Origin of the sequence: Pseudomonas putida, assembly GCA_041879295.1 — a bacterium.
Taxonomy (GTDB): Bacteria; Pseudomonadota; Gammaproteobacteria; order Pseudomonadales; family Pseudomonadaceae; genus Aquipseudomonas; species Aquipseudomonas putida_Y.
Genome location: CP047152.1, coordinates 135,497 through 149,254 on the forward strand (window position 1 = coordinate 135,497; position 13,758 = coordinate 149,254).

General features: G+C 62.0%; 13 protein-coding genes. 4 read left to right on the plus strand and 9 right to left on the minus strand.

The features are described 5' to 3' along the window. Nucleotides 1–51: 51 nt before the first annotated feature. Both metI and GST84_00655 read right to left on the minus strand, forming a co-directional pair. Nucleotides 52–723 carry a methionine ABC transporter permease MetI gene (metI, locus tag GST84_00650; GenBank protein ID XGB10949.1) on the minus strand — a complete coding sequence of 224 codons (672 nt, stop codon included), beginning with the start codon at nucleotides 721–723 and terminating at the stop codon, nucleotides 52–54. Continuing rightward, nucleotides 723–1,730 carry an ATP-binding cassette domain-containing protein gene (locus GST84_00655; GenBank protein XGB10950.1) on the minus strand — a complete coding sequence of 336 codons (1,008 nt, stop codon included), beginning with the start codon at nucleotides 1,728–1,730 and terminating at the stop codon, nucleotides 723–725. Before GST84_00655 ends, metI begins: the two co-directional genes overlap by 1 nt. Nucleotides 1,731–1,957: 227 nt before the next feature. Between GST84_00655 and katE the strand changes: the two genes are divergently transcribed. Continuing rightward, nucleotides 1,958–4,093, plus strand: coding sequence for a catalase HPII (katE, locus tag GST84_00660; protein XGB10951.1), 2,136 nt, complete (start codon nucleotides 1,958–1,960; stop codon nucleotides 4,091–4,093). A gap of 60 nt (nucleotides 4,094–4,153) precedes the next feature. On the opposite strand, the gene GST84_00665 is transcribed toward katE, so the two are convergent. The 4 genes from GST84_00665 to GST84_00680 all read right to left on the minus strand — a co-directional run bounded on the left by GST84_00665 (nucleotide 4,154) and on the right by GST84_00680 (nucleotide 7,018). Then, nucleotides 4,154–4,861: a hypothetical protein gene (locus tag GST84_00665; protein XGB10952.1), complete on the minus strand. Its 708-nt coding sequence runs from the start codon at nucleotides 4,859–4,861 to the stop codon at nucleotides 4,154–4,156. A 126-nt stretch (nucleotides 4,862–4,987) separates the two neighbouring features. Continuing rightward, nucleotides 4,988–5,770, minus strand: coding sequence for a zinc ABC transporter permease subunit ZnuB (gene znuB, locus GST84_00670; GenBank protein ID XGB10953.1), 783 nt, complete (start codon nucleotides 5,768–5,770; stop codon nucleotides 4,988–4,990). Then, complete coding sequence (gene znuC, locus GST84_00675) at nucleotides 5,763–6,536, minus strand: zinc ABC transporter ATP-binding protein ZnuC (GenBank protein ID XGB10954.1); 774 nt, start codon at nucleotides 6,534–6,536, stop codon at nucleotides 5,763–5,765. Before znuC ends, znuB begins: the two co-directional genes overlap by 8 nt. After that, a complete protein-coding gene (locus tag GST84_00680) occupies nucleotides 6,533–7,018 on the minus strand; it encodes a transcriptional repressor (GenBank protein ID XGB10955.1) in 486 nt (161 codons plus the stop codon). Before GST84_00680 ends, znuC begins: the two co-directional genes overlap by 4 nt. Nucleotides 7,019–7,084: 66 nt before the next feature. Between GST84_00680 and GST84_00685 the strand changes: the two genes are divergently transcribed. After that, nucleotides 7,085–7,993: a zinc ABC transporter solute-binding protein gene (locus tag GST84_00685; GenBank protein XGB10956.1), complete on the plus strand. Its 909-nt coding sequence runs from the start codon at nucleotides 7,085–7,087 to the stop codon at nucleotides 7,991–7,993. 111 nt (nucleotides 7,994–8,104) lie between these two features. Here the strand turns inward: GST84_00685 and GST84_00690 are convergent, their stop codons facing one another. Both GST84_00690 and GST84_00695 read right to left on the minus strand, forming a co-directional pair. After that, a complete protein-coding gene (locus GST84_00690; GenBank protein ID XGB10957.1) occupies nucleotides 8,105–9,055 on the minus strand; it encodes a homoserine kinase in 951 nt (316 codons plus the stop codon). Nucleotides 9,056–9,124: 69 nt separating this feature from the next. Further along, entirely contained in the window at nucleotides 9,125–9,412 is a 288-nt protein-coding gene (locus tag GST84_00695; GenBank protein ID XGB10958.1) for a DUF2782 domain-containing protein, read from the minus strand. A gap of 75 nt (nucleotides 9,413–9,487) precedes the next feature. On the opposite strand from GST84_00695, the gene polA reads away from it, so the two are divergent. Then, complete coding sequence (gene polA / locus GST84_00700) at nucleotides 9,488–12,235, plus strand: DNA polymerase I (protein XGB10959.1); 2,748 nt, start codon at nucleotides 9,488–9,490, stop codon at nucleotides 12,233–12,235. 357 nt (nucleotides 12,236–12,592) lie between these two features. Here the strand turns inward: polA and GST84_00705 are convergent, their stop codons facing one another. Then, a complete protein-coding gene (locus GST84_00705) occupies nucleotides 12,593–13,225 on the minus strand; it encodes a YihA family ribosome biogenesis GTP-binding protein (GenBank protein ID XGB10960.1) in 633 nt (210 codons plus the stop codon). 201 nt (nucleotides 13,226–13,426) lie between these two features. On the opposite strand from GST84_00705, the gene GST84_00710 reads away from it, so the two are divergent. Continuing rightward, on the plus strand, nucleotides 13,427–13,729 hold the full coding sequence (locus tag GST84_00710) for a cytochrome c5 family protein (GenBank protein XGB10961.1): 303 nt from the start codon (nucleotides 13,427–13,429) through the stop codon (nucleotides 13,727–13,729). The last annotated feature ends 29 nt before the right edge of the window (nucleotides 13,730–13,758 follow it).

A 13,758-nucleotide genomic window follows, 5' to 3' on the forward strand; every position in this document is an offset into this window, starting at 1 on the left:
TGAGGGCCGCGACGGCCCCCGAACGGGTCGGCCAGGCCGACCCCATTGGGGTTACTTACGGGAAAAATGCACGACCAGTTTGTCGCCCACGCTCTGCAGTACTTGAACCAGTACCAGCAGCAGTACCACGGTCACTACCATCACATCTGTCTGGAAACGCTGGTAACCGAAGCGGATAGCCAGGTCGCCAAGGCCACCGGCACCCACCACACCGGCCATGGCGGTGTAAGAAACCAGGGTGATGGCGGTTACGGTAATGGCCGCGAAGATGCCCGGACGGGCCTCCGGCAGCAGCGCACTGGTGATGATCTGGCGGGTGGTGGCACCCATTGACTGGGTGGCCTCGATGATGCCGCGGTCCACTTCACGCAGGGCGGTTTCAACCAGGCGCGCAAAGAACGGCGTGGCACCCACTACCAGCGGCGGGATGGCGCCCGCAACGCCCAGCGAGGTACCGGTGATCAGCACGGTGAACGGGATCATCACGATCAGCAAGATGATGAATGGCAGCGAGCGCAGGATGTTGACCACCAGCGACAGCAGCGCATAGACGCCTTTTTGTTCGAACATCTGCTTTGGCCCGCAGAGGAACAGCAGCACACCCAGTGGCAGGCCCAGCAGCACGGTGAAGAACAGCGAGCCGAACAGCATGATCATGGTATCGACGGTGGCCAGCCAGATTTCGGCCCAGTCGACGTTGGCGAAGAAACTCAGAGCGTCCATCAACGCATTACCTCCATATGTACGTCAGCTGCCTTGAAGCGGGCGAACGCCGCTTCCATGTCTCCGCCGATCAGGGCGAGAGTGAGCTGGCCATAGGGGACATCCTTGATGCGGTCGATACGCCCGGCGAGGATGCTGTAGTCGACACCGGTTTCGCGGGCCACGGTGCCCAGCAGCGGCGCGTAGGTAGCGTCGCCCTGGAAGGTCAGGCGTACGATGCGGCCTGGAACGTGGGCAAAGTCGTCGCGCTGCTCACCTTCGTCGACCTGCTCGTCTTCCTGGACGAAGCGCTTGGTGGTGGGGTGCTGCGGATGCAGGAACACCTCGGCCACCGAGCCTTGCTCGACGATCTTGCCGGCGTCCATCACTGCCACGCAGTCGCAGACACGGCGGATCACGTCCATCTCGTGGGTGATCAGCACGATGGTCAGCTTCAGTTCACGGTTGATCTCGGCCAGTAGTTGCAGCACGGAGGCCGTGGTTTGCGGGTCGAGGGCACTGGTGGCCTCGTCGCATAGCAGGATCTTCGGGTTGGTCGACAGGGCGCGGGCGATACCGACGCGCTGCTTCTGGCCACCGGACAGCTGTGCCGGGTACTTCTTGGCGTGGTCCGACAGGCCAACGCGAGCCAGTAGCTCGGTGACGCGCTTGTCGATTTCGCTGCGCGACAGCTCGCCGGCCAGGGCCAGCGGCAGGGCGACGTTGTCGGCGACGGTCTTGGAGGCCAGCAGGTTGAAGTGCTGGAAAATCATCCCGACCTGCTGGCGGAAGCCGCGTAACTGGCTGGCGTTGAACGCGGTGACGTCTTCGCCGTCGACGATGATCTTGCCGCCGGAGGGTTCCTCCAGGCGGTTGATCAGGCGCAGCATGGTGCTTTTGCCGGCGCCGGAATGGCCGATCAGGCCGAACACCTGGCCATCTTCGATGGTCAGGCTGGTCGGATTCAGTGCGGGGATTTCCCTACCGGCAACGCGGTAGGTTTTATGTACCTGTTGGAACTCGATCACGTAGCGAACCTTGTGGGGCGCATTGAAATTTGGGTCAGCGGTTAGCTGGGGTCGCGCATTTTAGCCTTTTCCCATAGCTGTTCTTAGCATTTATTTCGTCATGTACCAATCCATCGGGCATATCGCGACAACCGGTAATCCTGATTGAACGCTCGGCAACGCCCTCCAGTCACTACTTGCACAAGCCCTGAACGGGCACGCCTTAAGACTGATGAGGAGAGCCGATCATGCCCAGCAAGAAAACGGATGCGCCCAAGCACAGCGAGGCCGCCGGCACCCAGACCCCCGACCGGGCCAACACCAATGCCAAGCTGCAGAGCCTGGAGGCCGACCGCAGCGATGCGACCGGGCATGCGCTGCGCACCAACCAAGGCGTGCGCATTGCTGACAACCAGAACTCCCTCAAGGCGGGTGATCGCGGGCCGTCGCTGCTTGAAGACTTCATCATGCGCGAGAAAATCACCCACTTCGACCATGAGCGTATCCCCGAGCGCATCGTGCACGCCCGCGGTACCGGGGCACACGGGTTCTTCCAGAGCTATGGCAACCACGCCGAGCTGACCAAGGCCGGCTTCCTGCAAGATCCGGAAAAGATCACCCCGGTTTTTGTCCGCTTCTCGACGGTTCAGGGCCCACGCGGTTCTGGCGACACGGTGCGAGATGTGCGGGGCTTTGCCGTCAAGTTCTATACAGATGAAGGCAATTTCGACTTGGTCGGCAACAACATGCCGGTGTTTTTCATCCAGGATGCCATCAAGTTCCCCGATTTTGTCCACGCGGTGAAGCCGGAGCCACATAACGAGATACCTACCGGCGGTTCAGCTCATGACACCTTCTGGGATTTTGTATCGCTGGTGCCGGAGTCGGCTCATATGGTCATGTGGGCCATGTCTGACCGCGCCATCCCGCGCAGCCTTCGAATGATGGAAGGCTTCGGCGTGCATACTTTCCGCCTGATCAATGCCAAGGGCGTGGCCAGCTTCGTCAAGTTTCATTGGAAACCACGCCAGGGCGTGCATTCCCTGCTGTGGGACGAAGCCCAGAAACTGGCGGGCAAGGACACCGACTTCCAGCGCCGTGACCTATGGGAAGCCATCGAAACCGGTGACTACCCGGAATGGGAACTGGGCGTGCAGATTGTGCCTGAGGCCGACGAACACAAATTCGATTTCGACCTGTTGGACCCGACCAAGATCATCCCGGAGGAACTGGTACCCGTCACGCCGCTGGGCAAGATGGTGCTCAACCGCAACCCGGACAATTTCTTTGCCGAGGTCGAACAGGTAGCGTTCTGCCCGGGCCATATCGTGCCGGGTATCGACTTTACCAACGACCCGCTGCTGCAGGGCCGACTGTTCTCGTACACCGATACCCAGATCAGCCGCCTGGGTGGGCCGAACTTCCACCAGATCCCGATCAACCGGCCGGTATCGCCGAACCACAACAACCAGCGTGATGCGCTGCACCAGCACGTTGTGCACAAGGGGCGGGCGTCCTACGAACCCAACTCGATTGACGGCGGCTGGCCGAAGGAAACCCCGCCTGCGGCGCAAGACGGCGGCTTTGAGAGCTATCAGGAGCGTATCGATGCGCACAAGATTCGCCAGCGCAGTGAGTCGTTCGGCGATCACTTCTCGCAGGCTCGGCTGTTCTTCCAGAGCATGAGCCCGACTGAGCAACAGCACATCATCAAGGCTTACAGTTTCGAATTGGGCAAAGTCGAGCGTGAACATATCCGCGCCCGGGAAGTGAATGACATTCTCGCCAACATCGACTTGAAGCTGGCGGCGGCGGTTGCGGCCAACCTGGGCCTCCCCGCGCCGAAAGCGGGTACGGTGCAGGTAAAGGGTAGCCAGCCGGCGCAATCGCCTGCGTTGAGCCAGATGAACCACCCAGGTTCGGTGGGTATCAAGGGGCGCAAGATTGCTGTGCTGGTGGCAGATGGCGTGGACGCTGCCAGCGTCGACAAACTGGTCAAGGCCCTGGAAGCGCACAGTGCCCGGCCGATGCTGCTGGGGCCGACCTCGGCGCCGGTGAAGGCGGCGGATGGCAAACAACTGCCGGTAGCGGCGTCGATGGAGGGGATGCCTTCGATCATGTTCGATGGGATTGTCGTGCCTGCGGGCAAGGCCTCTACGGATGCGCTGGCGGCTAGCGGATTGGCCAAGCACTTCTTGCTGGAGGGCTACAAGCACCTGAAGGCGCTGGTGCTGACCAAGGAATTGGCGAAAGCATTGGGGCTCAAGGAGGATAAGGGGCTGCTGCTCGGGGATGAGCAGAAGGCAGTGGATGCCTTTGTCAAAGCGGTTGAAGGCCACCGGGTGTGGGAGCGGGAGGCGGCAGCTGAAGCGGTTCCTGCCTGATAAGGCCTTTTCGCGGGTCAACCCCCTCCTGATATAGGAGCGGGTTGACCCGCGAAGCGTTTACTGCCGATGTGGGACCAGCACCACCTGTGCCGGCAGCGAGCGCTGGATCTGATGCTTCTGCTTCAGCTCAAACCCACTGTCAATCTTGCGCACGCGCTTCTCCAGCAAGGTCTTCAGCCAGGGTGCATCCTCGGTGCGCGGTACCTGAAATACCACTTCACACTGGTAACTCACCACATCGGCGGCAATGTCGTCCAGTTGGCGGCGCAGCGCGCGGCTGTCAGTGGTCTTCAAGGCCACCACGGTACTTGGCGCTGTCGGGTCGATGATGCGTGCCTTGGGCTTGGCTTCGGCGGCTTTCAGCGCAGCTTCCGCCTTTTCCAGCTCGGCCTTGCGGGCCTGGGTCACAGCATCCCCGCCGGTCACCGCTGGCGCCTGCGGCATCAGTGCACGGGCGCGGGCCAGCGCGGTAGCTGCCGCGTTCACATCGCCCTTTTGCAGGACGATCTGGCTACGTTGCAAGTAGGCTTCGGCCAGTTGGCGCTGGTATTGCTCCAGGCGTGCATCATCCGGCGACTGGGCCTGCAGTGCTGCAAGCTGGTCTTCGGCGGTAGCCAGCTCATTGCTGGCGATGTTCTGTTGCAACTGCTGCCAGGCATCTGCTTGGGCAGGTGCGGTGGCCTGGTCGACCGGCGCATTGGAACAGGCAGCCAGGATCAGGGAAAACGCGGCAACAAGCAGATAACGGGAGGCGAACGGCTTCATTCCTGCGACTCTCTATTTGCGCAAAAAGCGAGCAAGTCTACACCCAGGTGCGCACGCTCGAAAATAGGCCTTACAGACCCTTTACCGGCCAAAGGTTGCAAGGTGTGCCTGCACACACCCTGCCTCTCAGCGTTTTGGCAGGGCCAGGCTCAGCAAGAATAGCACCGCGGCGCAGACCACGATCGACGGCCCGGCGGGGGTGTCCTTGAACCAGGACATGGCCAGGCCGCCGCAGACCGCGGTGACGCCCAGCAGGCTGGCCCCCAGGGCCATTTGCTCTGGTGAGCGGGCGTGCCGCTGTGCCGCAGCCGCAGGGATGATCAGCAGCGAGGTGATCAGCAGCACGCCAACGATTTTCATGGCAACTGCAATCACCACTGCAATCAGCAGCATCAGCGCCATGCGTAGGCTGGCCACGGGCAGGCCTTCGACCATGGCCAGCTCTTCGTGCACGGTAATTGCCAGTAGCGGCCGCCACAGCACAGCGAGCAGCAGCAGGACCAGTGCACTGCCGCCGAGGATCCAGGCCAGGTCGGTTGGGCTGATGGCCAGCAGATCGCCGAACAGGTAAGCCATCAGGTCGATGCGCACATCGTGCATGAAGCTCAGCACCACCAGGCCCAGCGACAAGGTGCTGGGGGCCAGGATGCCCAGGAGGGTGTCGGAGGCCAACGGCTGGCGTTGCTGCAATGTCACCAGCAGAATCGCCAGCAACAGGCAGCCCACGGTTACCGCCAGTGCCGGGCTGACATCCAGGGCGAAACCCAGGGCCACACCGAGCAGGGCGGCGTGAGACAGGGTGTCGCCAAAGTAGGCCATGCGCCGCCATACCACGAAAGAGCCCAGTGGGCCTGCAACCAGTGCCAGGGACAAGCCGGCAAGCAAGGCGTAGAGAAGAAAGTCAGCCATGCTTGCAGTGCTCTCCGTGAACATGGGTGCCAGGGGCGACCACCGAGCCATGCAGGTCGTGGCTGTGGTCGTGATGGTGGTGGTAGATGGCCAGGCTCGGTGCGGTTTTGCCGAACAGTTCGACGAACGCTGGGTCACCGCTGACTTGCTCGGGGTGGCCCGAGCAGCATACGTGGCGGTTCAGGCACACCACCTGGTCGGTGGCGCTCATGACCAGGTGCAGGTCGTGGGACACCATCAGCACGCCGCAGCCGTGGCGGTCGCGCAGGCGGGTGATGAGGTTGTAAAGCTCGGTCTGGCCGACTACGTCTACACCTTGTACCGGTTCGTCGAGCACCAGCAACTGGGGTTCGCGCAGCAAGGCGCGGGCCAGCAGCACGCGTTGCATTTCGCCGCCGGAAATAGTCTGGATCGGGCTGTCGATGACTTGCTCGGCGCCCACTTCCTGCAGCGCCGACAAGGCTGCCGCGCGGTCTACACCTGGCACCAGGCGCAGGAAGCGCAGCACCGAAAGCGGCAGTGTGGCATCAACCTGAATCTTCTGGGGCATGTAGCCAATGCGCAGCTTGGGCTTGCGCCATACCTTGCCGCGATGTGGCTTGAGCAGGCCAAGTACGGCGCGCACCAAGGTAGTCTTGCCCGCCCCGTTGGGGCCAATCAGGGTGACGATCTGGCCTGGGGCGACCGACAGGTCGATGCTGTCGAGCACCGCCTCGCCGCCAAAGGTGACGCCGACCTGCTCCAGGCGAATCAGGGCCTCGCTCATGCCGCGCTCCGGCAGCTACCGCACAGGCCGACCACTTCCACGGTCTGGGTCTCGACCGTGAAACCCACGCCTTTGGCGCTGTTGATGATGGCCTCGCTGATGCTGCTCTGTTCAAGCTCGATGGCCACATGGCAGGCCCGACAGATCAGAAACTGGCCTTGGTGCACGTGCTCGGGGTGGCTGCAGCCGATGAAGGCGTTGAGCGACGCGATGCGATGCACCAGGCCGTTTTCCAGCAGGAAGTCCAGCGCGCGGTACACCGTGGGCGGCGCGGCGCGGCGGCCGTCCTGCTCACTGAGCACCGCGAGGATGTCGTAGGCACCCAGCGGCTTGTGGCTCTGCCACACCAGCTCCAGCACACGGCGGCGCAGGGCGGTCAGGCGCAGGCCCTGGCGGGTGCACAAGGCATCGGCTTCAGCCAGTGCGCTGTGTACGCAATGGGAGTGGTCGTGAGGACGGTTGGCCAGCGGTGTGATGGACATGGGCAGCGACGGTTCTGGACAGAGACGTTATTATGTTACCTGTTTCTGACGACTCGAGTATTCACCGTGTCCCGATTCCTGGTTCTGTTTGTCGCTTTCATCGCATTTTCCGCGCAGGCCGACGTGCGTGTGCTCACCAGTATCAAGCCCCTGCAGCAGATTGCCGCTGCCGTGCAGGATGGTGTTGGCAGCCCTGAAGTGCTGCTGCCACCCGGGGCTTCACCCCACCACTATGCGCTGCGCCCCTCCGACGTGCGGCGGGTAGGCGATGCCGACCTGCTGTACTGGATCGGCCCGGACATGGAGAACTTCCTTCCGCGTGTGCTGGGAAGCCGTAGCAAGGCCACAGTGGCTGTGCAGGCGCTGCCTGGCATGAAGTTGCGCCACTTTGGCGAGGACAGCCATTCCCATGAGGAAGAAGACCACAGCGACCACGACCATGACCACCGCCCAGGCAGTCTTGATGCACACTTGTGGCTATCGTCGGTCAATGCGCGAGTGATCGCAGCTAAAATGGCAGCTGATCTGGCCCAGGTCGATCCGGCCAATGCGGCTCGCTATCAGAGCAACCTGAAGGCCTTCGATGAACGCCTGGATGCGTTGGACGGGCGTATCAAGGCGCGCGTGGCCGGTATTGCCGGCAAGCCGTACTTCGTCTTCCATGAAGCCTTCGATTATTTTGAGGCTGAATATGGCTTGAAGCACGCGGGCGTGTTCAGCGTAGCGTCCGAGGTGCAGCCTGGGGCGCAACATGTGGCGGCCATGCGCCAGCGCCTGCAGGAAGTAGGGAAGACCTGCGTGTTCAGCGAGCCGCCAATACGGCCGCGATTGGCCGAGACCCTGACTGCCGGGTTGCCGGTGCGCCTGGCCGAGCTGGATGCCCTGGGCGGCACCGATCCGGTGGATGGCAAAGGGTATGAGCGCTTGCTCGAGAAACTGGGCGGTGACCTGGCAGGCTGCCTGGAGCAGTTGTAAGCCTATACCGGCCCTTCGCGGGCACGCCCGCTCCCACAGGGATAAACTCAAACATTGAGTTTATCGTTGTACCTGTGGGAGCGGGCGTGCCCGCGAAGAAGCTGAAGAGGGCTAGAGGGCGAACGGCAGGTGCAAAGCCACCTGCTGGCGCTGCGCCAGACGCACTTCGAACTCGCTCGGATCGTGGATCATCACATCCATCCCGGCGAACGACTCGGCCGCAATCAGGCGCGACAGCCAGAAACGCACGCAGCCTACCCGCAACATTTCCGGCCACAGCTCGGCTTCGGCTGCAGTGAACGGCCGTAGCGCCGCATAGGCTGCCAGCAGCGCCTGGGCGCGTGGTACATCTACCGCGCCCTGCTCATCCAGGCACCAGTCGTTCACGGTGATGGCGATGTCATACAGCATCGGCCCGGAGCAGGCATTGTAGAAGTCGATCACACCGGTCAGGTGGGTGCCTTCGAACATCACGTTGTCGCGGAACAGATCGGCATGCAGGTTAGCCCGCGGCAAGGCCAGAATCTGCGCCTTGTGTGCGCTGATTTCGTCCAGCGCCGGCTGCAGTAATGCGGCTTGCTCTGCAGTCAGGCGTGGCAGGAGCTCGGCACCCGAAGCCAGCATCCAGTCCAGACCGCGGTCGGTGCGGCGTTCGATGATGTGCTCGCGGGTGGCCAGGTGAATGTGTGCCAGCAACTCCCCGACCTGGGCGCAGTGCTGGTTGTTGGGGGCCTTGATGTGCTTGCCCGACAGCCTGGGCTGCAACAATGCCGGCTTGCCGCACAGCTCGCGCAGGCCATTGCCGTCGCGGTCACGAATGGCATAGGGCACCGGCATGTCGGCAGCGTGCAGGGTGTCGAGCAGCTCGATGAAGAACGGCATGTCCTCGCTGGGCCCACGCTCGATCAGCGTCAGGACGAACTCCCCCTGTTCGAGGCTGACGAAGAAATTGCTGTTCTCGGTACCGGCGGCAATGCCCTGGAAGTCGAGCAGACGGCCCAGCTCGTACGGCGCCAGAAAGGTTTCCAGCTCAGGCCGGGTCACGGGGGTGAAGACTGACATGATGAAAAATTGCCCATACGGGCACTTCCGCCGGGAAGTGCCGGGTTGATGTGAACGGTGCGCGTCAGCTTACCACTCGAAGATCTTCCAGGACGGAATCAGCATGTCCGGCTGGTCGGATCGAATGAAATTGGCATCAGTGCCATCGGCGCGTACCAGAAAATAAGGCTTGCCGTTTTTCGGCGTGATCTTGATCGCATACAGGAAGCCGTTCTGCCGGTATTCCTGGATGGTTTTGTCGCCTTCCGTGCGAATGGTCACCTCGGGATCGGCCGAGGGGGCGTCGTCCGCCGCCAGGGTGACGACAGGCGTGGTTGCCAACAGGCCGAGCAGTAACAGGCGATTGAGTGTGCGCATGATAACCTAGTCCCTTTGTCGTCAATGATTCTGGCTATTCTAGCGCCGGACCCGTCGAAAAGGTTGATTCTGCTCATGAGCCAAGCGCCCCTCGTCCTGGTGGACGGTTCCTCCTACCTTTATCGCGCCTTCCACGCGCTGCCGCCGCTGACCACGTCCAAGGGCATGCCGACCGGTGCGGTGAAGGGTGTGCTGAACATGCTCAAGAGCTTGCGCAAGCAATACCCCGACAGCCTGTTCGCCGTGGTGTTCGACGCCAAGGGCGGCACCTTCCGCGATGCCATGTTCGCCGAGTACAAGGCCAACCGCCCCAGCATGCCGGACGACCTGCGGGTACAGATCGAGCCGCTGCACGCCAGCGTCAAGGCACTGGGCTACCCGCTGCTGTGCGTGGAGGGTGTCGAGGCTGACGACGTGATCGGCACCCTGGCGCGCAGCAGCGCCGCCCTGGGTCGCCCGGTGATCATCTCGACCGGTGACAAGGACATGGCGCAACTGGTGGATGGGCACATTACCTTGGTCAACACCATGACCGGAAGCGTGCTGGACGTGGCTGGCGTGCACGAGAAATTCGGCGTCGGCCCGGAACACATCATCGACTTCCTGGCCCTGATGGGTGACAAGGTCGACAACATCCCCGGCGTGCCGGGCGTGGGTGAAAAAACGGCGGTGGGGCTGCTGACCGGCATCGGCGGTGGTCTCAGCGACCTTTACGCCAACCTGGACAAGGTGCCAGCGCTGGCCATTCGCGGCGCCAAGACCTTGCCGGCCAAGCTGGAGGAGCACCGCGACGCGGCATTCCTGTCCTACGAGCTGGCCACCATCAAGGTTGACGTGCCGCTGGACGTCGAGGTCGAGGCGTTGGTATGCGGTGAACCTGACCGCGAGGCGCTGTTGGCGTTGTACACCGAGATGGAGTTCAAGAGCTGGGTCGCCGAGGTGCAGCGTGATGCGGCCAAGGCCGGTGACGATGTTGCCCCGGCTGCGGAGCCGGCGGCCAAGGTCGAGCCTAGGTACGAAACCATTCTCGACCAGGCCCGTTTCGACGCCTGGCTGGAGAAGCTGCGCCAGGCACCGCTGTTCGCCTTCGACACCGAGACCACCGGCCTGGACGCCCAGCAGGCGCAGTTGGTCGGCCTGTCGTTCGCTGTCGAGCCGCATGAAGCGGCCTATGTGCCGCTAGCCCACGATTACGAGGGCGCGCCGGTTCAGCTGGACCGCGAGGCCGTGCTGCTGGCGCTGAAACCACTGCTGGAGGACCCGGCCAAGGCCAAGGTCGGGCAGAATGCCAAGTACGACATCAACATCCTCGCCAATGGCTCCCCCGCCATCGAGATGCGCGGCGTGGCCTACGACACCATGCTCGAGTCGTATGTGCTGAACTCCACCGCCACCCGTCATGACATGGACAGCCTGGCGCAGAAGTACCTCGACCACACCACGATCGCCTTCGAGGACATCGCCGGCAAGGGTGCCAAACAGCTCACCTTCAACCAGATCAACCTGGACAAAGCTGGCCCCTACGCCGCCGAAGATGCCGACATCACCCTGCGCCTGCACCACGTATTGCAGGCCCGCCTGGCACAGACGCCGAGCGTGCAACCAGTGCTGATGGATATCGAGATGCCGCTGGTGCCGGTACTGGCCAGGATCGAGCGCCAGGGTGCTCTGGTCGATGCCGAGCTGTTGAAAGTACAGAGCGGTGAGCTGGGCGTGAAGATGGCTGAGCTTGAGCTGCGTGCCTACGAGCTCGCCGGTGAGGCGTTCAACCTCGGTTCGCCCAAGCAGCTGGGCGCGATCCTTTACGACAAGCTGGGCATGCCGGTGCTGAGCAAGACTGCCAAGGGCCAGCCATCTACCGCCGAAGCAGTACTCGACGAGTTGGCCGAGCAAGGCTACCCGCTGCCAGAGGTGCTGATGCAGTATCGCAGCCTGAGCAAGCTCAAGAGCACCTACACCGACAAGTTACCGGGGCAGATCAACCCGCGCACCGGGCGTATCCACACCTCCTACCAGCAGGCCGTGGCGGCCACCGGCCGGTTGTCGTCGAGCGACCCAAACCTGCAGAACATCCCGATCCGCACCGCAGAAGGCCGGCGTATCCGCCAGGCGTTCGTCGCCAGCCCGGGTTACAAGCTTCTGGCGGCGGACTATTCACAGATCGAGCTGCGCATCATGGCCCACCTGGCCAAGGACGAAGGCTTGCTGCATGCCTTCCGCAACGACCTGGACGTGCACCGCGCTACGGCAGCCGAAGTGTTCGGAGTGGCCCTGGAAGATGTCACCACCGACCAGCGCCGCAGCGCCAAGGCCATCAACTTCGGCCTGATCTACGGCATGAGCGCCTTTGGCCTGGCCAAGCAAATCGGCGTCGATCGCAAGCAGTCACAGGACTACATCGATCGCTATTTTACCCGCTACCCGGGCGTGCTGGCCTATATGGAGCGCACCCGCGCTCAGGCGGCCGAGCAAGGCTTTGTCGAAACCCTGTTTGGCCGCCGGCTGTACCTGCCAGACATCAATGCCAAGAACCCTGCCCTGCGCAAGGGCGCCGAGCGCACGGCGATCAACGCGCCGATGCAGGGGACTGCTGCCGACATCATCAAACGGGCAATGGTCAAAGTAGACAACTGGTTGAGCGAGAGCGGGCTGGATGCCCGGGTGATCCTGCAAGTGCACGACGAACTGGTGCTCGAGGTACGCGAGGACCTGGTGCAGCAGGTGAAAGATGAAATTCGCCACCACATGAGCCAGGCCGCGCAGCTGGATGTGCCGCTGCTGGTCGAGGCGGGAGTTGGTGCGAATTGGGACGAAGCTCACTGATTGAGCAGGTAAAACTGTGTAGGATCTGCGACGTAGTGACGCAGATCCAGGCACCGCTCAGTGCCGTGGATGCTTAAGTTTCATGAAACTATCGCAAATAGTTTTATGGGCTTCGGAACTAAACCGGTGAAGCGGAACTCAGAGTAACTGAATGGCTGGTGAAGCCCTTCGATGCTCCTATGTTGTGTTAAGTGTTGGCAGATATCTGGACCCCGCCCTAGCGGTCCGGACTTGGACCCCGAACTTCCCCCTCCCCATACGAAGTCCGGGGTTTTTTTTGCCCGGAATTTGCCGTTTGGCTTGTACTGAGCCCCGTAGGAGCGGGTAAACCCGCTCCTACGGTTCAAGTGCAAAGCATTAAACGACCGGCTTGTCTTCCAGTTCCATCCAGTCGGCCAGCACCCGGTAGGCATCCTCCACACCCAGACGCTTGGGTGCCGAGAACAGCTGGATGGTCACGCCATCGCCCCAACCCTTGCGGATTTCCGACTGCACTTTCAGTAGTGTGTTCTTGCCCGCGCCGTGGGTCAGCTTGTCGGCCTTGGTCAGCAGGATGTGCATCGGCATGCTGCTGGCCTTGGCCCAGTCGAGCATCATTTTGTCGAAGTCGGTCATCGGGTGACGCACGTCCATCATCAGGATCACGCCACGCAGGCACTCACGGCTGCCCAGGTAGGCTTCCAAGTGTTTCTGCCAGTGCTGCTTGAGCGGAATCGGAACTTTTGCATAACCATAGCCTGGCAGGTCGACCAAACGCCGTTCATCGTCCAGACTGAAGAAATTCAACAGCTGGGTGCGCCCGGGAGTTTTCGAGGTACGCGCCAGGCTGGCATGAGTCAGGGTATTGAGGGCGCTGGATTTGCCGGCGTTGGAACGGCCGGCAAAAGCCACCTCGTAACCCTGGTCGTCCGGGCATTGTTCGACCTTGGCTGCGCTGAGGGCGAATTTGGCTTTCTGGCAGAGGCCGAGGATGGGGTTCTTGACTTGCATGGGATATCCGATGTGGGTGTTGCCTGACTTTGTAGAGCCAAGCCTGGCAAGCGGTGTCGTTTCCGTTTGGATGGCGGAAGTATATAATGCCCCAGTTTTTGTGTGCTCATTCTCCCAGCGAAGGAGAACGGGCATGGGGTGTCGAACAATAGCTCGCGCAACAGAACGCAGCGCGGCCCCCAACCCTGAAGGTCGTTCCGCATGGCGAAATGGCTGCTTGCTGTCGGTATGTTCCTGCCGTTTTTCAGCGCACAGGCTACACAGGATCCCGAGGTGTTGTACAACCGCACGTGTGCGGCCTGTCACACCGGGCAGTTGCCACAGGCACCCAGACGGGGTGACCGGGCAGCATGGGAGCCAAGGCTGGCGCAAGGCATGGATGTACTGGTGAAGCACGTGACCCAGGGTTTCAAGGCTATGCCGCCGCGTGGATTGTGCATGGACTGCAGTGCCGAGGACTACCGTTTGGTCATCCTTTGGATGAGCGGCAGTCCCGATACATAACATTTCACCCTTAGCCGTGTTGGATTAGC

Bases quoted from the DNA above. Each gene is read 5' to 3' on its own strand.
- znuB (XGB10953.1), bottom strand. From the start codon at position 5,770: ATGGCTGACTTTCTTCTCTACGCCTTGCTTGCCGGCTTGTCCCTGGCA.
- polA (XGB10959.1), top strand. From the start codon at position 9,488: ATGAGCCAAGCGCCCCTCGTCCTGGTGGACGGTTCCTCCTACCTTTAT.
- GST84_00680 (XGB10955.1), bottom strand. From the start codon at position 7,018: ATGTCCATCACACCGCTGGCCAACCGTCCTCACGACCACTCCCATTGC.
- GST84_00695 (XGB10958.1), bottom strand. From the start codon at position 9,412: ATGCGCACACTCAATCGCCTGTTACTGCTCGGCCTGTTGGCAACCACG.
- znuC (XGB10954.1), bottom strand. From the start codon at position 6,536: ATGAGCGAGGCCCTGATTCGCCTGGAGCAGGTCGGCGTCACCTTTGGC.
- GST84_00705 (XGB10960.1), bottom strand. From the start codon at position 13,225: ATGCAAGTCAAGAACCCCATCCTCGGCCTCTGCCAGAAAGCCAAATTC.
- katE (XGB10951.1), top strand. From the start codon at position 1,958: ATGCCCAGCAAGAAAACGGATGCGCCCAAGCACAGCGAGGCCGCCGGC.
- GST84_00690 (XGB10957.1), bottom strand. From the start codon at position 9,055: ATGTCAGTCTTCACCCCCGTGACCCGGCCTGAGCTGGAAACCTTTCTG.
- GST84_00665 (XGB10952.1), bottom strand. From the start codon at position 4,861: ATGAAGCCGTTCGCCTCCCGTTATCTGCTTGTTGCCGCGTTTTCCCTG.
- GST84_00710 (XGB10961.1), top strand. From the start codon at position 13,427: ATGGCGAAATGGCTGCTTGCTGTCGGTATGTTCCTGCCGTTTTTCAGC.
- metI (XGB10949.1), bottom strand. From the start codon at position 723: ATGGACGCTCTGAGTTTCTTCGCCAACGTCGACTGGGCCGAAATCTGG.